The organism is Streptomyces sp. NPDC104096 (assembly GCF_055584385.1).
In genome coordinates, this window is record NZ_JBVJMD010000007.1 from 41,390 (window position 1) to 59,509 (window position 18,120).

The window sequence follows — 18,120 nt, forward strand, 5'->3', positions numbered from 1 at the left end:
GGAGGCCGAGAAGAGGAGGCAGGCATGCCCAGGGTCGGGAACACCGCCATAGCCGCCGTCAGTGTCGTCGCGCTCTGCTCGGGCGTGCTGCTGCTGCGCGATCCGATCGGCATCCATGCCCCGCCGCAGCCCTCCGCCGCGCAGGCGCACGCCGACCCGGGCGGCGAACGCGCCGCCGCCCCCGCGCTGCCGCCGTCCCCGCCCGACCGCATCCGCATACCGTCGATACGCGTGAACGCCCCGCTGACGGGACTCCGCCTGACGAGCACCGGCAGCCTCGACGTCCCGCCCGCCGGGAACAAGAACCTCGCCGGCTGGTACGAGGCGGGCACCACCCCGGGCGAGACCGGCACCGCGATCGTGGCGGGCCACGTCGACAACACCGAAGGACCCGCCGTCTTCTACGACCTCGGCGCCCTGCGCAAGGGCAGCACCGTCGAGGTGGACCGGCGCGACGGCAGTGTCGCGCTCTTCACGGTCGACGCGGTCGAGGTCTACGAGGCGAAGGACTTCCCCGACCAGAAGGTCTACGGGGCCTCGAAGCGCCCCGAGCTACGGGTGATCACCTGCGGCGGCGGCTACTCGCGCAGCACCGGGTACCAGGGGAACGTGGTCGTCTTCGCCCATCTCACCGACAGCCGCTGAGCCCCGACGCTCCCGTGCCCGGCCGGCGCCCGGCTCCACGGGTCGCGCCGCGCGGCCACCGCCGGGCGTCCCCCGTACGCCTCGCCCGGCGCGCTCAGCGCACCCGTGCGGCGATGGTCCGCGCGCACGCCAGGGACTCGGCGCGGGTGGTGTCCACCTCCAGGTCGTAGACCACGCCCCGGTGCACGGGTTCCGCCTGGGCCGCGGCCATCCCCGCGACCCGGTCCCCCCGGGCCGTCTCGCGGCCCGCGGCGACCTCGGCGGCGCAGCGGACGCCGACCCACAGCACGTCCAGCCCGTCGAGGGCCTCGCGCCACCGGTCCTGGGACGCGGCCGCGCCGAGGAAGACGTCGTCGACGACGACCCGGGCGCCCGCCCGTGCCGTCGCGGCGATCCCCGCCATCCAGGCCGCCTCCAGCTCCCGGAAGCCCGGCCCGATGTCCACCCCGCCGTCCGGGGCGAAGCCGATCCCGGCGTCCGACGCCTTCAGGGACGCGGGCAGCGCGTCGACCAGCACGTCGATCCCGAAGGCCAGCCACGGCTGCGGCAGGACGGCCTGGAGGCACCGGGCGATCCCGGTCTTGCCCGAGCTGGAACCGCCGTTCAGCACGATCACTTGGGTGGTCATCGGCTCACCGTAGGGGAAACCCCGACCGGACCGGCAAGGGATTTCGGCGTGGGACACCGGCGGCGGCCGCCCCGTCCGCCAGGCCGGGACGGCGATCTCCGTCCGTCAGGCCACCCACTGCGCGTACGCCAGATTCGCCACCAGCGCCAGCACGACCGTCAGCAGCACGACCCGGACGAAGCCGCTGCCCTTCTTCAGGGCCGTGCGGGCGCCGAGGGTGCCGCCGGCCAGGTTGAAGACGGCCATGAGCGCGGCCAGCTGCCACAGCACCGTGCCCTGCCAGGCGAACATCGCGAGGGCGCCCGCGTTGGTGCAGCAGTTGACGATCTTCGCGGTGGCGGAGGCCGTCACCAGGTCGAGGTGCAGGACGGCGGTGAGGGCGAGCACCAGGAACGTACCGGTGCCGGGGCCGATGAACCCGTCGTAGAAGCCGATGCCCAGGCCCGCCAGGCCGATCGCGGCGAGGACGCGGCGGCGGCCGACCGGGCCGGGCGCCGGGGCGGTGCCGAAGGCGGGGCGCAGGATCACGAAGGCCGCGACACCGAGCAGCACCACCATGATCACCGGCTTGAGCACCTCGGTGCTCATCCCGGCCGCGAAGAACGCCCCGGCCGACGACCCGGCGAGCGCGGCCAGACCGATGCGTACGGCCAGGCGTACGTCCAACGGGGTCCGGCGGGCGTACGTCACCGCCGCCGCGGACGTGCCGACGATCGCGACCGCCTTGTTGGTGCCGAGCGCGTACGCCGCCGGGGTGCTCCCCGGCAGTCCGAGCAGCAGCGTCGGCAGCAGCAGGAGTCCGCCCCCGCCCACCACCGCGTCGATCCAGCCGGCCGCGAGGGCGGCGAGGCACAGGAGGGCGAGCGTGATCAGCGGTATGTCGGGCATGACCGCGACCTTAAGGCACGGGACCGGTGTACCCCCCACGGACCTCGGCGTCCGCGGCACCGCCCGCCTCTCACCGCGCCGCCCGGCCGCCTCTCACCGCGCCGCCCGGCCGCTGCCGGCCGCGCCGCCGACCCGCCTCTCGCCGGGCCGCCGACCCGCCCGCGCACCCTCACACCCCGGGCCCTCCCCCGCTGAGGGCAGCGTTCCTCTCGGGAAACAGAGGTGATGCGGCAGGGAAACACCGGCCCCGCACGCTGCTGGACACGGCCCCGGATCCGTCGGGCGGTGGCCGACGGACCACACAGGTCCGGCCCCACCATCCACTCCACCTGCTCCCCAACGATGGAGGCTCCTGATGTCCACGACCGCAAGTGTCGGGGGCCGGTCCCGCCCCACGATCGTGCTCGTCGGCCACGGCATGGTCGGCCAGCGCTTCCTCGAAGCGCTCGCCGAACGCGGCCTGACCGCCACGCACCGGGTGGTCGTGCTGTGCGAGGAGCCGCGCCCGGCGTACGACCGGGTCGCCCTCACCTCGTACTTCTCGGGGCGCACCGCCGAGGACCTCTCCCTGACCGACATGGAATTCATCCGCGAGCACGGGATCGAGCTGTACGTCGGCGACCCGGCGGAGACGGTCGACCGCGCGGCCCGCACGGTGACCGCCCGCTCCGGTCTCGTGGTCGGCTACGACGTCCTGGTGCTGGCCACCGGCTCGTACCCGTTCGTGCCGCCGGTCCCCCACAAGGACGCCGAGGGCTGCTTCGTCTACCGCACGATCGAGGACCTGCTCGCCATCGAGGAGTACGCGCGGACGAGGGCGACGACGGGTGCCGTGGTCGGCGGCGGGCTGCTGGGCCTGGAGGCGGCGGGCGCGCTGAAGGGCCTCGGACTCACCAGCCACATCGTGGAGTTCGCGCCGCGTCTGATGCCCGTGCAGGTCGACGAGGGCGGCGGCGCCGCGCTGCTGCGCACCATCGAGGAGATGGGCCTGTCGGTCCACACCGGGGTGGGCACGCAGGAGATCGTGGTCGGCGAGGACGGCGCGGTCACCGGCATGAAGCTGTCCGACGGCTCCGAACTCGCCACCGACCTGGTGGTGTTCTCCGCCGGTGTCCGCCCCCGCGACCAGCTGGCCCGCGACTGCGGTCTGACGGTCGGCGAGCGCGGCGGCGTCGCGGTCGACGAGCGGTGCCGCACGGTCGGCGACCCGCGGGTGTTCGCGATCGGCGAGTGCGCGCTGGCGGCGGACGGCCGGGTGTACGGCCTGGTCGCCCCCGGCTACGAACAGGCCGAGACGGCGGCCGCCGCGATCGCCGCCGACGCCGCCGACGCCGCCGAGACGGCCGACGGCGCGGAGGCCGGGCAGCCGTCGTTCACCGGTGCCGACCTGTCCACCAAGCTGAAGCTGCTCGGCGTGGACGTGGCCTCCTTCGGCGACGCGCACGGCACCGCCGCCGACTGCCTGGACGTCGTCTACTCGGACGCCCGGGCGGGCCTGTACAAGAAGCTGGTCATCGGCCGGGACGGCACGCTGCTGGGCGGCATCCTGGTCGGCGACGCGGAGGCGTACGGCACCCTGCGCGCGTTCACCGGTTCCGTCCCGCCCGTCGCCCCCGAGCAGCTCGTGCTGCCGGCCGGCGCCGGGGGCCCCGTCCAGCTCGGCCCGTCCGCGCTGCCGGACGAGGCGGTCGTCTGCTCCTGCCACAACGTCACCAAGGGCACGATCCGCGGCGCGGTCACCGAACACTCCTGCACGACCGTGCCCGAGGTGAAGAAGTGCACCAAGGCCGGTACCGGCTGCGGCAGTTGCGTGAAGGTGCTGAGCCAGCTCGTCACCGCCGAGCTGGAGGCGAACGGCGTCGAGGTCGACAAGGGCCTGTGCGGCTGCTTCGCCCAGTCCCGCGAGGAGCTCTACGAGATCGTCCTCGCCCTGCGCGTCACCTCCTACCGGGACCTGCTGGACCGCCACGGCCGCGCGGACGCCCGGGGCGGCGACGGCTGCGAGATCTGCAAGCCCACGGTCGGCTCGATCATCGCCTCCCTCGCCCCGGCGATCGGCGCGCACGGCTACGTCCTGGACGGCGAGCAGGCGGCCCTCCAGGACACCAACGACCACTTCCTCGCCAACCTCCAGAAGAACGGCTCGTACTCGGTCGTGCCGCGCATCCCGGGCGGCGAGATCACCCCCGAGAAGCTCATCGTGATCGGCGAGGTGGCCCGTGACTTCGGGCTCTACACGAAGATCACCGGCGGGCAGCGCATCGACATGTTCGGCGCCCGCGTGGAACAGCTCCCGCTGATCTGGGCGCGGCTGGTGGACGCCGGCTTCGAGTCGGGTCACGCGTACGGGAAGTCGCTGCGCACGGTCAAGTCCTGCGTGGGGCAGACCTGGTGCCGTTACGGGGTCCAGGACTCGGTCCGGATGGCGATCGACCTGGAGCTGCGCTACCGGGGTCTGAGGTCGCCGCACAAGCTCAAGTCGGCGGTGTCGGGCTGCGCCCGCGAGTGCGCCGAGGCCCAGTCGAAGGACTTCGGCATCATCGCCACCTCCAACGGCTGGAACCTGTACGTCGGCGGCAACGGCGGCGCCACCCCGCGCCACGCGGACCTGCTCGCCCAGGACCTGTCCGATGCCGAACTGGTACGGCTGATCGACCGGTTCCTGATGTTCTACATCCGCACCGCGGACCGGCTGGAGCGCACCTCCACCTGGCTGGAGCGGATCCCGGGCGGCCTGGACCACGTCCGGGACGTGGTGGTGGAGGACTCCCTCGGCATCTGCGAGGAACTGGAGTCGCTGATGGCCGCGCACGTCTCCGCCTACCGCGACGAGTGGGCCGAGACCATCGACGACCCCGAGAAGCTCTCCCGGTTCGTGTCGTTCGTCAACGCGCCCGACACCCCCGACCCGGTCGTCGGCTTCGTCCCCGAGCGCGACCAGATCAAGCCCGACCTGCCGCTGCTGACCATCGGCACGCGCCCCCTGGAAGGAAGTGTCCCGCGATGACCCTGGCACCCGAGACGACCGCCCTGAAGGTCCGGCTGCGCCTTGCGGACTCCTGGTTCGCGGTCTGCGACCTGACCGCGCTGACCCCCGGCCGCGGCCTGGCCGCGCTGCTGCCCGACGGCCGCCAGGTCGCCCTGTTCCGCGACCGGTCCGGAGCGCTGTACGGCATCGACAACCGCGACCCGTTCAGCGGCGCGGCCGTCCTGTCCCGCGGGCTGACCGGCACCCATCGGGGCCGCCCGTTCGTCGCCTCCCCCCTGCTCAAGCAGCGCTTCGACCTGCTGACCGGGCAGTGCCTGGACGACGAGACGGTACGGGTGGCGACGTACGAGGTACAGGCCGCCTGAGGCACCGGCCCGGTTCGTCCGTCAGGGCTTGAGCTCCTCGGCCGTCAGGACTCGAGCCCCTCGTACGTCACCCCCGTGAGCGCCTCGGACGCGCTCCACAGGCGCTCGCTCACCCGGTCGTCGCGGGTCCAGGAGGCCCGTCGCGACGGCGCGGGCGCCCCGCGCCACATCGCGAAGGACGGGCCGGTGAAGGAGTCGGGACGTACCCCGGGGGCGGTGGCGGCGTACAGGCTGGGCAGCGCGCCCGCCCCGGCCGGCTGGGCGACGATCCGGTTGCCGATCTCCATCAGCCGTTCGGCGCCCCGGCGGCCCTCGGCACGCGGACCGGCGGTCTGGAGGTTGGTGGCCGCGTACCCGGGGTGGGCCGCCGCGGCGACCGTCTCCGAGCCGGCCGCCGCCAGTCTGCGCGCCAGTTCGTGGGTGAACAGCAGGTTGGCGGTCTTGGACCGGGCGTAGGCGATCCAACGCCGGTACGTGCGCTCGCCGTTGAGGTCGTCGATGTCGATGTTCGCGAGCGCGTGCATCATGCTGGAGACGGTCACGACCCGGGCGCCGGGAGTGGCGAGCAGCGCGGGCAGCAGCAGGCCCGTGAGGGCGAAGTGCCCGAGGTGGTTGACCCCGAACTGGGTCTCGAACCCGTCGGCCGTCGTCCCGTATGGCAGCGCCATCACCCCGGCGTTGTTCACGAGCAGATCGAGCCGGTCGTACGGGAAGCGGGCCGCGAACTCCCGTACGGAAGCCAGGTCGCCGAGGTCCAGCCGGGCGAACTCCACCTCTGCGCCCGGCACTTCGGCGCCGATCCGGTCCACCGCCGCACGCCCCCGCGGCTCGCTCCGGCAGGCCACGACCACCCGCGAGCCGTGGCGCGCCAGTTCGCGCGCGGTGACGTACCCGAGCCCGCTGTTGGCTCCCGTGACGACGGCGCTGCGGCCGCTCAGGTCGGGGATGTCGTGCGCGCTCCAGCCGGACATGACGTCTTTCCCTCCGCAGGTGGACCTGGGACTCCACCCTAGGTCGGCCCGCGGAGGGCGGCTCGGCGGGGTGGGCCGGGTCAGGCGGCCGCAGCCGCGTTCAGGTCGCGGTTGACGACCCGGGCGGCGGCTTCGAGGGTGGCGACGCCGTCGGCCATCGTCCGGCTGCCGTCCGAGAGCACGGCCATCGCGTAGTCGTGGCCGGCGCCGGTGAAGGCGCCGACGCTGTTCACCCGCCAGCCGTCGGTGGCGTCCGGCAGCCAGCCGTTCTTGACGTGCACCGTCGCCGTCGCGGGCGCCCCGGCCGGGGCGCCCCAGCGCTGGTCGGACACGACCTGGTTCATCAGGCGCAGCGCGTAGGTGCGGGCGCCGCGGTCGAGGACCGCGTTGTCCGAGGTGAGCAGCCGGAGCAGGGTCAACTGGTCGGCGGCCGTGATCTGCGTACGCCCCCAGTGGCCGTTCGGCGCGGGCACGGTGTCCCGCATGCCGGCCAGGGTCAGGAAGCGCTGGACGCCGGCCGTCCCGATCTGGTGCCACAGGGCGTTGGTCGCGTCGTTGTCCGACCTGGTGATCATCGCGGTGGTCAGCTCCACCTCGCGAGCCGTCAGAGCGCGGTGCTCCTCGGCCGTCTGCCGCAGCAGCGCCCCGAGCACGGTGACCTTGACCACGCTCGCCGAGTCGAAGGCGGCGTCGGCCCGGTAGGTGCACGAGGTCCCGGTGGTGCGGTCGTACAGGGCGAGCGCGGCGGACCCCTGGCGCCCGCGGAGCGCGGCGGCGAGGTCCCGCGAGAGCCGGTCCGCCAGCCCCGGCCGCTGCGAGGTGCAGGTCACGGGCGAGCCGCCGACGGACGCGCCGCCCGTGCTCGCCTGCGCCGGGGCGGCGGTGGCGAGTGCGGCGAGGGCCGTCCCGGCGGTCATGGCCGCGGCCAGTCCCCGCCGGGCAAGAAGGCGGGGTATGCGCGATGCGGGCATGGAGGTTCCGTCCTGCTCGGTGTCTGCGGTCGCGGCGGCAGCGCGCGCGGAGTCGGCGAGGGCTGCACGGAACGCGGGGAACGACGGCGACGCTACAGGGACGAAGAGGGCCACATCGACCAACAGATGGCACTATGTCCGCTTTGTGCGCATTTCCTGATCTGTGACATTTATCAATGAATCGACCCTTGCCCTGTCCCGCGGGTCGAGCGGGGGCTGACACCGCCGCAGAAAACCGGGCGCCCGGCCGGCCCGGCCCGGCCCCTGCCAGGATGCGGTTCCCTCGAGATCGGACGAACGGGATCCCATGGCGTACGAGATGGCCACGGTCTGCCTGCCGCCGGAGGCCCACCGGCAGTTGCGGCCCGCGATCGAGGAGGCCGTGGCCCCCTTCGACATGAACGGCGACCACGAGCCGTACCAGGGCGAGTGGGACCAGTGGTGGCTGGGCAGGGACGGCGACGAGTTCGACGTGCTCCCCGGCCACGAGGACGACCCCCGCCTCGTCCGGGCACCACTGGACGCCGGTGACGTGTCACGTCCGGAGACGCACGGCCGGTGTTACGGGGGCCCGCGCGGCCTGCCCGACTTCGACGGCATGCGCGCCCGCGCCGCACACCTGGCCGCGACGCTCGACCCGGACGAGGTCCACACGGCCCCGTTCAGGCAGTGGCAGCCCGAGCAGGTGATCCCCAGGGAGTGGCCGCTCACGCCGGACGGAGCGTGGTTCAGCACCTGGAGGGACGAGGACCTCGACCTCGCCAATGCCTGCCTGGACGGCCTGGCCCCGGACGTCGTCGTCCGCCTGCGCATCCACTGCTGACGGGCCGTCCGCCGAGTCGGCGGGCCGGGTTCACAGGCGCACGATGACCAGGGCGGTGTCGTCGGTGGCGTCGCCGGGCGGGAGCAGGTCGGCGAGCACCGCGTCGGCGAGGCTCTCGCAGTCGTCCCCGTGGTGACGGGCCAGGGAATCGGCGAGCCGGGCGAGGCCGACGTCGATGTCCTCGCGGCGCCGCTCGATCAGACCGTCGGTGTAGAGGACGAGGACGTCGCCCTCGCGGAAGGCCGCGACAGCCTGGGTCCGGGGGGCGTGTCGAGGGCGGGCGGCCAGCGGCGGGTCGGTGGCCCGGTCCAGGAACTCGACGGTCCCGTCCGCCCGGGCGAGGGCCGGCGGGAGGTGACCGGCGCTGCTGTAGGCGATGGTGTGGGTGTCCCAGTCGACGAACACCGTGGCCACGGTGGTGTTCTCGGCGCCGTCGACGGTCCGGGCGTACAGCCCCAGGACTTCCAGGGCCCGGGCGGGGCCCTGGAGGACGAGGCAGGCGGCGCTGAGGGCACTGCGCAGTTGCCCCATGACGCCGGCCGCGGCCAGGCCGTGGCCGACGACGTCGCCGACGACGACGGCCATGCGGTCGCCCGGCCGGTCGATGAGGTCGTACCAGTCGCCGGCCACGTTCAGCGCCGCGGCGGCGGGCCGGTAGCGCACGGCCGCACGGTGGCGGCCGACCGGGCGGTGAGCGGGCAGCATGGCCTTCTGCAGGGACAGCGCGACCTCACGGGCGCGGATGTACTCGGTGACCTCCTCCACCCGGTGCAGCAGCAGGGCGACCCGCCCGTCCGGACCGAGGACGGGAATGTTGGTCTGGGTCCAGTACCGGTCGTTCAGCGCCCCGGGCCGTCCGGAGGTCTCCTCGGTGTGCCGCAGCGCCATGGTGTCGCGCTCGCCGGTCGCCGCCGCCCGGACCAGTGACGCCTGGACCTTGGACGTGAGGGCCGCGACAGGGGCGTCCGGATCGTCGTGGAAGTCGTTGGGGAGGTAGTTGCCGATGACCTGCTCGCGGGTGCGGCCCACCGTGCGCAGGAACGCGTCGTTGACGTCCACGTAGATCAGCTGCGGGGTCAGCAGTGCCACCGCTCCGGGAAGCGCCTGGAACACCGCCGCGTAGTCGATCTCTGGTTCCGCCACGTCTTTCCCGCCTCGACGTCGCCACTGGGCACAGACAGCACCCCAGACCAGGATGTGTCCGCCCGGCGGCCCCCGCATCCGGGACCGGGGCACTCGGGAGCGGGAGGCGCGCACCTCACGGCCGCGGTCCCACCGCGGAGGGCCGGAGGACCGCAGGACCGGAATGCCCGAAGGGGCGGCATCCCCGCACAAGGATGCCGCCCCTTCCTTTTCGAGCACCGGGACCGCCGCTCATCGGTGAGGGTCGGGGACGAGCGGCGGGCCCGGATCCCGGGGTGGGATCAGCGGTGGTCGCTGCCCGCCGACTGGGTGGCCGCGCGGCCCGCCTCCAGGCGGGCCACCGGGATGCGGAACGGGGAGCAGGAGACGTAGTCGAGCCCCACCTCGTGGAAGAAGTGGACCGACTCCGGGTCGCCGCCGTGCTCGCCGCAGACGCCGAGCTTGAGGTCGGGACGCGTCGCGCGGCCGGCCTTCGCGGCGGACTTCACCAGGGAGCCGACGCCGTCCTTGTCGATCGTCTCGAAGGGGCTGACGCCGAAGATGCCCTTCTCCAGGTAGGCCGTGAAGAACGAGGCCTCCACGTCGTCCCGGCTGAAGCCCCACACCGTCTGGGTGAGGTCGTTCGTGCCGAAGGAGAAGAACTCCGCCGCCTCGGCGATCTGACCGGCGGTCAGCGCGGCGCGCGGCAGCTCGATCATGGTGCCGATGGCCAGCTTCAGCTCGACGCCGGTGGCGGCCTGCACCTCGGCGATGACCTGGTCGGCCTCCTCGCGGACGATCTCCAGCTCCTGGACCGTGCCGACCAGCGGGATCATGATCTCGGCACGCGGGTCGCCCTTGGCGTTCCTGCGCTCGGCGGCCGCCTCGGCGATGGCCCGTACCTGCATGGTGAACAGGCCGGGGATGACGAGGCCGAGACGCACCCCGCGCAGGCCCAGCATCGGGTTCTGCTCGTGCAGCCGGTGGACGGCCTGGAGCAGGCGCAGCTCGTTCTCGTGCGGGTCCTTGCGGGCCTCGGCGAGCGCCACGCGCACCGACAGCTCGGTGATGTCGGGCAGGAACTCGTGCAGCGGCGGGTCCAGGAGACGGACCGTCACCGGCAGGCCGTCCATCGCCTCGAACAGCTCGACGAAGTCCTGCTTCTGGAGCGGGAGCAGCTCCTTCAGGGACTCCTCGCGCTCGGCGTCCGTGTCGGCCAGGATCAGCCGCTCCACCAGCTCGCGCCGGTCGCCGAGGAACATGTGCTCGGTGCGGCACAGGCCGATGCCCTGGGCGCCGAAGCGGCGGGCGCGCAGCGCGTCCTCGGCGTTGTCGGCGTTGGCGCGCACCCGCAGCCGGCGCTTGCGGTCGGCGAACGCCATGATCCGGTGCACGGCCTCGACCAGCTCGTCGGCGTCGTCGGCGCCCGCGTGCATCCGGCCCTCGAAGTACTCCACGACCGGGGAGGGGACGACGGGCACCTCGCCGAGGTACACCTTGCCGCTGGAGCCGTCGATGGAGATGACGTCGCCCTCCTCGACGACGTGCCCGCCGGGGACCGTCATCCGGCGGCGCTTGGTGTCGACCTCCAGCTCCTCGGCGCCGCACACACAGGTCTTGCCCATGCCGCGGGCGACCACGGCCGCGTGGGAGGTCTTGCCGCCGCGCGAGGTGAGGATGCCCTCGGCCGCGATCATGCCGTCGAGGTCGTCGGGGTTGGTCTCGCGGCGGACCAGGATGACCTTCTCGCCGGAGCGGGACCACTTGACGGCCGTGTACGAGTCGAAGACCGCCTTGCCGACCGCCGCGCCCGGCGAGGCGGCGATGCCCCGGCCGACCTGCGCGGCCTTCGCGTTCTCGTCGAAGCGCGGGAACATCAGCTGGGCGAGCTGGGCGCCGGTGACCCGCTGGAGCGCCTCGGTCTCGTCGATGAGGCCCTGGTCCACGAGCTGGGTGGCGATCCGGAAGGCCGCGCCCGCGGTGCGCTTGCCGACGCGGGTCTGGAGCATCCACAGCTGGCCGCGCTCGATGGTGAACTCGATGTCGCAGAGATCCTTGTAGTGGTTCTCCAGGGTCTCCATGATCTGCATGAGCTGGTCGTACGACTTCTTGTCGATCGACTCCAGCTCGGCGAGCGGGACCGTGTTGCGGATACCCGCGACGACGTCCTCGCCCTGGGCGTTCTGGAGGTAGTCGCCGTAGACGCCCTGGTGGCCGGAGGCGGGGTCGCGGGTGAAGGCGACACCGGTGCCGGAGTCGGGGCCCAGGTTGCCGAAGACCATCGAGCAGACGTTGACGGCCGTGCCCAGGTCGTGCGGGATGCGCTCCTGGCGGCGGTAGAGCTTGGCGCGGTCGCCGTTCCAGGAGTCGAAGACCGCCTTGATGGCGAGGTCCATCTGCTCGCGCGGGTCCTGCGGGAAGTCCCGGCCGGCCTCGGTCCTGACGATCCGCTTGAACCGGGTGACCAGCTTCTTCAGGTCCGCGGCCTCCAGCTCGGTGTCGACCGTGACCTTCTTGGCCTCCTTGGCCTTGTCCAGCGCGTCCTCGAAGAGCTCCCCGTCGACGCCGAGGACCGTCTTGCCGAACATCTGGATGAGGCGGCGGTAGGAGTCCCAGGCGAACCGCTCGTCGCCGGCCTGCCGGGCGAGGCCCTGCACCGACTTGTCGGAGAGGCCGATGTTCAGGACGGTGTCCATCATGCCGGGCATGGAGAACTTCGCCCCGGAGCGGACCGACACCAGGAGCGGGTCGTCGGCCTGGCCGAGCTTCTTGCCCATGGCCGTCTCGAGCGCTTCGAGGTGTGCACTCACCTCGTCACGCAGTGCCGCCGGCTCCTCGCCGCTGTCGAGGTAGGTCTTGCAGGCCTCGGTGGTGATCGTGAAGCCCGGGGGGACCGGAAGGCCCAGGTTGGTCATCTCGGCGAGGTTGGCACCCTTGCCGCCGAGGAGGTCTTTGAGGTCCTTGTTGCCCTCGGTGAAGTCGTAGACGAACTTCACGGCCTCAACGCTGGTGGCGTCCTCGGCTACCTGGGGTTCTTTGTTTTCCGACACGGGTCTCGACTCCTCGAGGACGCGGTGGCTGCCCTGACGGGCAGGAACATACCCAGATCGAAGGCGTCTGGGTACGTCCACTTGTGCGTCATGCGCCTGTAACTCGACGTCCGCCAGCGGATCGAAAGTCAAAGCTTGGCAAGCGTCAAGCAGCTGATGTTTTCATTTCTTGAACACAACATGGGCCATAGGCAGACCATATCGCTCATGTGAGCATCTCTCGTCACGTCTGATTTCGATCGATGAACGATCAAGGGGTGGCACTGAGTGCCACCCCTTGGAGAAGTGCAGTCGCCCAAGATTCGCTCATGTGAGCGCAACCCTTATCAAGGGTGGCGAGAATCACGCTTTCACAGACGACCGGTTTTCACCATGCGGACGGGCGTCCGGGCACGAAACACCCTCGTCATCCGCCTCACACACGATCCGCCCCGCACGATCCCGCCTCACACGCCGAGCGCCAGCAGCCGTTCCTCCACCCGCTCCGGCGCGTACAGGTGCTCCACCACCATCGCGGCGGCGCCCACCAGCCCGGCCCGCTCGCCGAGCGCCGAGGTCACCACGTCCAGCCGGGCCGTGGAGCGCGGCAGCGCCCGCTGGTACAGCAGTTCCCGCACCCCGGTGAGGAAGGGGGTTCCGGCCAGATCCCCGGCGATCATCAGCACGCCGGGATTGAACAGCGTCACGACGGTCGCCAGCACGTCCCCGACGCTGCGCCCGGCCTCGCGGGCCAGCGCCGCGGCCTCGGGGTGCCCGGCCGCGAGCAGGTCGCGCACGTCCGAGCCCGACGCGGCCGGCACTCCGGCCTCGGCGAGCCTGCGGGCCACCGCGCCACCGCTGGCGACCGCGGCCAGACACCCGCGGGACCCGCACCGGCACAGCGCGTCCGCGCCCACCCGGATGTGCCCGATGTCGCCGGCGCCCCCGTCGGTCCCGCGGTAGACGGAGCCGCCCACCACCATCCCCGCGCCGATACCGGTGGACACCTTGACCAGCATGAACGCGGAGCAGTCCGGGTGTCCGGTGCGCTGTTCGCCGTACGCCATGAGGTTGGCGTCGTTGTCGACGAGGACCGGCACGCGCGGGGCGCCGGTGTGCTCGGTCAGGGCGCGGGAGAGCCGGCCGCGTATGTCGTACCCGTCCCAGCCGGGCATGATCGGCGGCTGGACCACCCGGCCGGTCCCGGTGTCGACCGGCCCCGGCACCGCGAGCCCGATGCCGCAGACCTCGCCGGGCGCGTGCCCCGCCTTCTCCAGCAGCCCGGCGAACCACCCGCCCAGTTCGCCCAGGACGGCGTCCGGGCCGTCCTCGACGACCAGCGTGCCCGAGTGCTCGGCGAGTATCTCGCCGGTGAGGGTGAGGACGGCGGCGCGCGCGTGCCGGGTGTCGAGGTCCCCGGCGAGGACGACCGCGTGCGCGTCGTCGAACTCCAGGGTGATGGAGGGGCGGCCGCCCAGCGGCGAGTCCACGGGACCGCCCGCGCCCTCGCGCAGCCAGCCCGCGCGGAAGAGCCGGTCGAGGCGCTGGCCGACGGTGGCCCGGGAGAGTCCGGTCACCTGTTGGAGGGCTCCGCGCGTGGTGGCCCGGCCCGTGCGCACCAGTTCGAGCAGGTCGCCGGCGCTCGCCTGGCTCCCCGCCCTGGTGGCCCTTCCCGCTCTGCCCGGACGTCCGGTCATGCCCACCCCCTTGTGTTTCTCAAGCCTGCATTACATATTGAGTTTTGCGTGTTAAATAGACGTAACTCTACGGTAGCCACTGCCGAACCGGTCCGCCCAACGTCTTCGGGGAGCCCCGAGTGGATCGCACCGCCCAGCTGAGCGCCCGCCCCCGTCCGACGGGGCGGGCCGTTGCATACGATCCGCCGGCCGCGGCGGGTCCGCTGCACCTCAGAGCCGCGCACGTGCTGGAGGGCAACTGGACGGGAACATCCACGGTGCCCTCGCACAGCCTGTACCCGCACCAGTGGTCCTGGGACTCGGCGTTCATCGCGATCGGCCTGCGGCACGTCTCGCCGCTGCGGGCCCAGCGGGAGCTGGAGACGCTGCTGGCCGCCCAGTGGGACGACGGCCGGGTCCCGCACATCGTCTTCAACCCCTCCGTACCGCTCGACGCGTACTTCCCGAGCCCCGACTTCTGGCGCTCCTCGACCGCGGGGCGCACCGCGGGCGCCCCGCGCACCGTACAGACCTCGGGCATCGTGCAGCCACCGGTGCACGCGCTGGCCGCGTGGCTGGTGCACTGCGCCGACCCGGTGCTGTCCCGGGCACGCGGCTTCCTGACCCGCCTCCACCCGAGGCTGGCGGCCTGGCACCGCTATCTCCTGCACCGCCGGGACCTGGGCGGGGGCGGGCTCGCGTCCGTCGTCCACCCCTGGGAGCAGGGCATGGACAACAGCCCCTGCTGGGACGACCCGCTCGCCCGGATCACCCCGGCCCCGGCCCGCTCCTTCCGCCGCGCCGACCTCGACCACGGCGCCGCCGAGGACCGGCCCACGGACCTGGACTACGGGCGGTACGTGCGGCTGGCGACCGACTACCGGGACCGCAGCTACGACGACGCCCCGGACGCGCCGGCCGACTCCGGGGGAGGCCGGGGCTCCGGCGCCTTCGCCGTGGAGGACCCGGCCTTCAACGCCCTGCTGATCGCCTCCGAGTTCGCGCTGGCGCGCATCGCGCACGAGCTGGGCGCGACCGGCACCGCCCGCCGCGCCCGCGCGCAGCGGCTGACGGCTGCGCTGGTGGAGCGGCTGTGGGACCCGGCCCGGGGCATGTTCCTCTGCCGGGACGTCCGCGCGGGCCGCCCGGTCCCCGAACGCAGCGTCTCCGGCCTGGTCCCGCTGCTGCTGCCCGGCCTCCCGCGCGACATCGTCACCGCGCTCGTGCGCACCCTCGGCGGTCCCCATTTCGGACTGGGCGACAGCACCCGGCTGGTGCCGAGCTACGACCTGCTCGGCGAGGCCTTCGACCCGCACCGCTACTGGCGGGGGCCCGCCTGGTTCAACACCGCCTGGCTGCTGGAGCGCGGGCTGCGGCTGCACGGCGAACAGCCGCGGGCCGACGCGCTGCGCGCGGCGGCCCTGGAGACCGCCGACACGACCGGGTTCGCGGAGTACGTGGACCCGTACACCGGCGAGGCGTGCGGCGCGACCGGCTTCAGCTGGACCGCGGCGCTCACGCTCGACCTGCTCCACGAGCCCTTCGGGCACGGCGTGTCCGTCCCGGGCATCGGCACGTTCGACATGAGGGACAAGGGAGGGGACCGAGGATGACGGACCGGCTTCATCTGCTCGTGTACGGCGGCACGTTCGCCGTCGTGGGCGACGGTGGGGACATCAGCGGCGTACGCGGCGGCTCCCCCGACGGGCTGTTCCTGCGCGACGCCCGGCACCTCAGCCGCTGGCAGCTGACGATCGACGGCGCGGTGCCCGAGGCGCTGTCGCCGGTCGCGGACGGGGACACCGCGCGCTGTGTCCTGGTGCCGCGCGGCGGGCGCGCCGACACGCCCGCGTACACGCTCTTCCGTGAACAGGCCGTGGGCGACGGCTCGTTCGTCGAGACGCTGCGGGTCACCAGCAACCGTCCGGTGCCCACCACGGTCCGGCTGGCGGTCACCGCGGACGCCGACTTCACCGACCAGTTCGAACTGCGCTCCGACCACCGCACCTACGCCAAGGCGGGCGCGACCCGCTCCCGGCAGGTCCTCGACGACGGGGTGGAGTTCACCTACCGGCGCGGGGAATGGCGTTCCTCCACGACGGTGACGGCCGAGCCCGTGCCCGACGGCGTCGAGGAGACCGGCACCGGCGCCCGGCGGCTGGTGTGGACCCTGGAGCTCGAACCGCACGGCACGGCCGAACTGACCCTGCGGGTGATGGCCCGGCCGCACGGCGAGAAGCGGGCCCTGCGGGTGCCGCGCTCGCCCGCCGCCCTCACCGAGCAGCTCCTCGCCCTGGAGGGCACCTTCGTGGAGGGCGTGGCCTTCCCGACCGGCTGGCCGGAGCTGGCGGCGGCGTGCGCCCGCGGTCTGGCCGACCTCGCCTCGCTCCAGGTGCCGGCGACCGGCCCGGACGGCGAGGAGCTGCGGGTGCCCGCGGCGGGCGCCCCGTGGTTCCTGGCGCTGCTCGGCCGCGACGCCCTGCTGACCTCGCTGTTCGCCCTGCCCTACCGCCCCCAGCTGGCCGCCGCCACGCTCCCTGCGCTCGCCGCGGCCCAGGCCACGGACACCGCGGTGACGTCGGTGTCGCAGCCCGGCAAGATCGTGCACGAGCTGCGGCACGGCGAACTGGCCCACTTCGGGCAGGTCCCGTACGGCCGCTACTACGGTTCGGTCGACGCGACACCGCTGTTCCTCGTCCTGCTCGGCGCGTACGTCGAGCACACCGGGGACACCGCCCTGGCCCGCCGTCTGGAGTCGCACGCCCGGGCGGCGGTCGGCTGGATGCTGGACCACGGCGGACTGACCTCCCGCGGCTACCTCGTCTACCGCGCCGACCAGGGCGGCCTGGCCAACCAGAACTGGAAGGACTCCCCCGGGGCCATCTGTCACGCCGACGGCACCCGCGCCCGCGGCACGGTGCTGGCGGCCGGGGCCCAGGGATACGCCTACGACGCGCTGCGCCGTACGGCCTGGGTCGCGCGTACGGCCTGGTCGGACGAGGTCTACGCGGCCCTGCTGGAGCAGGCGGCCGCCGACCTGCGCGACCGCTTCCAGCGGGACTTCTGGATGCGCGAGCACTCCTTCCCGGCGCTCGCCCTGGACGGCGAGGGCCGTCAGGTCGACGCGCTGGCCTCGGACGCCGGGCATCTGCTGTGGTCGGGCCTGCTGGACAAGGAGTACGGGAAGGCCGTCGGCCGGCGGCTGCTGGAACCGGACTTCTTCTCCGGCTGGGGCGTACGCACCCTCGCCTCCGGGCAGCCCGCGTACCACCCCCTGTCGTACCACCGCGGCTCGGTCTGGCCGCACGACAACGCGCTGATCACCCTGGGTCTGGCCCGCTACGGACTGCACGACGAGGCCCGCACGGTCGCCCACGGCCTGGTGGACGCGGCCACCGCGACCGGGCACCGGCTTCCCGAGGTGCTGGCGGGCTACGGCCGCGACAGCCACCGGGAGCCGGTCCCCTACCCGCACGCGTGTGTACGGGAGTCCCGGTCGGCGGCGGCCCCGCTGGCCCTGCTCACCGCGGTCGGCGGCGCGTAGGGCCTTGCGACCGTCCTGTGGGATGTTGACGAGGCGTTTGCCGGGTGTTTGCCCTGGCTCGTGAACGGACACCGCGGACAGACCGTACGGGATGACGGCGGGCCCGGCCTCCCCACCACGGCCCGCCGCTCCCTCACGCGCCTCGCACGGAAGGACCTCCGTTGTCCCAGCACACGAGCACCCGCCAGGAACCGGACACGGCAGGGGTTGCCGCGGGCGAGCTCCTGGCCCCGGACAGCGACGAGGGGCCGCCTGCGACGGCGGAGAACGAGCCCGCCCGACGGGACACGTCCCCGGACCCGGAACCGGCCGGGGACGCGGAACCAGCGGCGGCGGCCGCCGGGGAGGCGGGCGAGGCGGCGGGGTCCGGGGCCGGGCAGGACGCCGACACCGAAGCCGACACGGACACCGACACCGGAGCCGGTCGGCAGGAGGGGGAAGCGGCCGAGGAGAGCGAACCGGCGGCGGC

General features: G+C 73.2%; 13 protein-coding genes. 6 read left to right on the forward strand and 7 right to left on the reverse strand.

Features of this window, described 5'->3' with window-relative positions; all coding sequences use genetic code 11:
- Positions 1-24 precede the first annotated feature (24 nt).
- Positions 25-645: a class F sortase gene (locus ACZ60B_RS10405; protein WP_469385595.1), complete on the forward strand. Its 621-nt coding sequence runs from the start codon at positions 25-27 to the stop codon at positions 643-645.
- A gap of 94 nt (positions 646-739) precedes the next feature.
- Here the strand turns inward: ACZ60B_RS10405 and cpt are convergent, their stop codons facing one another.
- Together cpt and ACZ60B_RS10415 are read right to left on the reverse strand one after the other, a co-directional pair.
- Positions 740-1,273 carry a chloramphenicol phosphotransferase CPT gene (cpt, locus tag ACZ60B_RS10410; RefSeq protein WP_469385596.1) on the reverse strand — a complete coding sequence of 178 codons (534 nt, stop codon included), beginning with the start codon at positions 1,271-1,273 and terminating at the stop codon, positions 740-742.
- 105 nt (positions 1,274-1,378) lie between these two features.
- Positions 1,379-2,161 carry a sulfite exporter TauE/SafE family protein gene (locus tag ACZ60B_RS10415; protein ID WP_469385597.1) on the reverse strand — a complete coding sequence of 261 codons (783 nt, stop codon included), beginning with the start codon at positions 2,159-2,161 and terminating at the stop codon, positions 1,379-1,381.
- A gap of 355 nt (positions 2,162-2,516) precedes the next feature.
- On the opposite strand from ACZ60B_RS10415, the gene nirB reads away from it, so the two are divergent.
- Complete coding sequence (gene nirB, locus ACZ60B_RS10420) at positions 2,517-5,168, forward strand: nitrite reductase large subunit NirB (protein WP_469385598.1); 2,652 nt, start codon at positions 2,517-2,519, stop codon at positions 5,166-5,168.
- Positions 5,165-5,515: a nitrite reductase small subunit NirD gene (gene nirD, locus ACZ60B_RS10425; protein WP_469385599.1), complete on the forward strand. Its 351-nt coding sequence runs from the start codon at positions 5,165-5,167 to the stop codon at positions 5,513-5,515. Before nirB ends, nirD begins: the two co-directional genes overlap by 4 nt.
- Before the next feature lie 44 nt (positions 5,516-5,559).
- Here nirD and ACZ60B_RS10430 read toward each other — a convergent pair whose 3' ends face one another.
- Together ACZ60B_RS10430 and ACZ60B_RS10435 are read right to left on the reverse strand one after the other, a co-directional pair.
- Positions 5,560-6,486 carry an oxidoreductase gene (locus tag ACZ60B_RS10430; RefSeq protein ID WP_469385600.1) on the reverse strand — a complete coding sequence of 309 codons (927 nt, stop codon included), beginning with the start codon at positions 6,484-6,486 and terminating at the stop codon, positions 5,560-5,562.
- Positions 6,487-6,566: 80 nt separating this feature from the next.
- Complete coding sequence (locus ACZ60B_RS10435; protein ID WP_469385601.1) at positions 6,567-7,457, reverse strand: serine hydrolase; 891 nt, start codon at positions 7,455-7,457, stop codon at positions 6,567-6,569.
- A 307-nt stretch (positions 7,458-7,764) separates the two neighbouring features.
- Between ACZ60B_RS10435 and ACZ60B_RS10440 the strand changes: the two genes are divergently transcribed.
- On the forward strand, positions 7,765-8,280 hold the full coding sequence (locus ACZ60B_RS10440) for a hypothetical protein (RefSeq protein ID WP_469385602.1): 516 nt from the start codon (positions 7,765-7,767) through the stop codon (positions 8,278-8,280).
- A gap of 30 nt (positions 8,281-8,310) precedes the next feature.
- On the opposite strand, the gene ACZ60B_RS10445 is transcribed toward ACZ60B_RS10440, so the two are convergent.
- From ACZ60B_RS10445 to ACZ60B_RS10455, 3 genes are all read right to left on the reverse strand, one after another.
- Positions 8,311-9,423 (reverse strand): PP2C family protein-serine/threonine phosphatase, encoded by a 1,113-nt coding sequence (locus ACZ60B_RS10445; RefSeq protein ID WP_469385603.1) that lies wholly within the window; start codon positions 9,421-9,423, stop codon positions 8,311-8,313.
- 281 nt (positions 9,424-9,704) lie between these two features.
- A complete protein-coding gene (ppdK, locus tag ACZ60B_RS10450) occupies positions 9,705-12,452 on the reverse strand; it encodes a pyruvate, phosphate dikinase (protein ID WP_469385604.1) in 2,748 nt (915 codons plus the stop codon).
- A 446-nt stretch (positions 12,453-12,898) separates the two neighbouring features.
- Positions 12,899-14,128, reverse strand: a complete 1,230-nt coding sequence (locus ACZ60B_RS10455) for an ROK family protein (RefSeq protein ID WP_469385605.1) — start codon at positions 14,126-14,128, stop codon at positions 12,899-12,901.
- Between the two features lie 119 nt (positions 14,129-14,247).
- Here ACZ60B_RS10455 and ACZ60B_RS10460 point away from each other — a divergent pair, with 119 nt between their 5' ends.
- On the forward strand, positions 14,248-15,720 hold the full coding sequence (locus ACZ60B_RS10460) for an MGH1-like glycoside hydrolase domain-containing protein (protein WP_469385606.1): 1,473 nt from the start codon (positions 14,248-14,250) through the stop codon (positions 15,718-15,720).
- Entirely contained in the window at positions 15,717-17,651 is a 1,935-nt protein-coding gene (locus ACZ60B_RS10465; RefSeq protein ID WP_469385607.1) for an amylo-alpha-1,6-glucosidase, read from the forward strand. The genes ACZ60B_RS10460 and ACZ60B_RS10465 overlap by 4 nt, the downstream gene beginning before the upstream one ends.
- Positions 17,652-18,120: the final 469 nt, after the last annotated feature.

What these genes read in the sequence shown, in the direction of transcription:
- ACZ60B_RS10465 (WP_469385607.1), top strand. Translation starts at nt 15,717, where the DNA reads ATGACGGACCGGCTTCATCTGCTCGTGTACGGCGGCACGTTCGCCGTC.
- ACZ60B_RS10415 (WP_469385597.1), bottom strand. Translation starts at nt 2,161, where the DNA reads ATGCCCGACATACCGCTGATCACGCTCGCCCTCCTGTGCCTCGCCGCC.
- nirB (WP_469385598.1), top strand. Translation starts at nt 2,517, where the DNA reads ATGTCCACGACCGCAAGTGTCGGGGGCCGGTCCCGCCCCACGATCGTG.
- ACZ60B_RS10440 (WP_469385602.1), top strand. Translation starts at nt 7,765, where the DNA reads ATGGCGTACGAGATGGCCACGGTCTGCCTGCCGCCGGAGGCCCACCGG.
- ACZ60B_RS10430 (WP_469385600.1), bottom strand. Translation starts at nt 6,486, where the DNA reads ATGTCCGGCTGGAGCGCGCACGACATCCCCGACCTGAGCGGCCGCAGC.
- ACZ60B_RS10435 (WP_469385601.1), bottom strand. Translation starts at nt 7,457, where the DNA reads ATGCCCGCATCGCGCATACCCCGCCTTCTTGCCCGGCGGGGACTGGCC.
- ACZ60B_RS10455 (WP_469385605.1), bottom strand. Translation starts at nt 14,128, where the DNA reads ATGACCGGACGTCCGGGCAGAGCGGGAAGGGCCACCAGGGCGGGGAGC.
- cpt (WP_469385596.1), bottom strand. Translation starts at nt 1,273, where the DNA reads ATGACCACCCAAGTGATCGTGCTGAACGGCGGTTCCAGCTCGGGCAAG.
- ACZ60B_RS10405 (WP_469385595.1), top strand. Translation starts at nt 25, where the DNA reads ATGCCCAGGGTCGGGAACACCGCCATAGCCGCCGTCAGTGTCGTCGCG.
- nirD (WP_469385599.1), top strand. Translation starts at nt 5,165, where the DNA reads ATGACCCTGGCACCCGAGACGACCGCCCTGAAGGTCCGGCTGCGCCTT.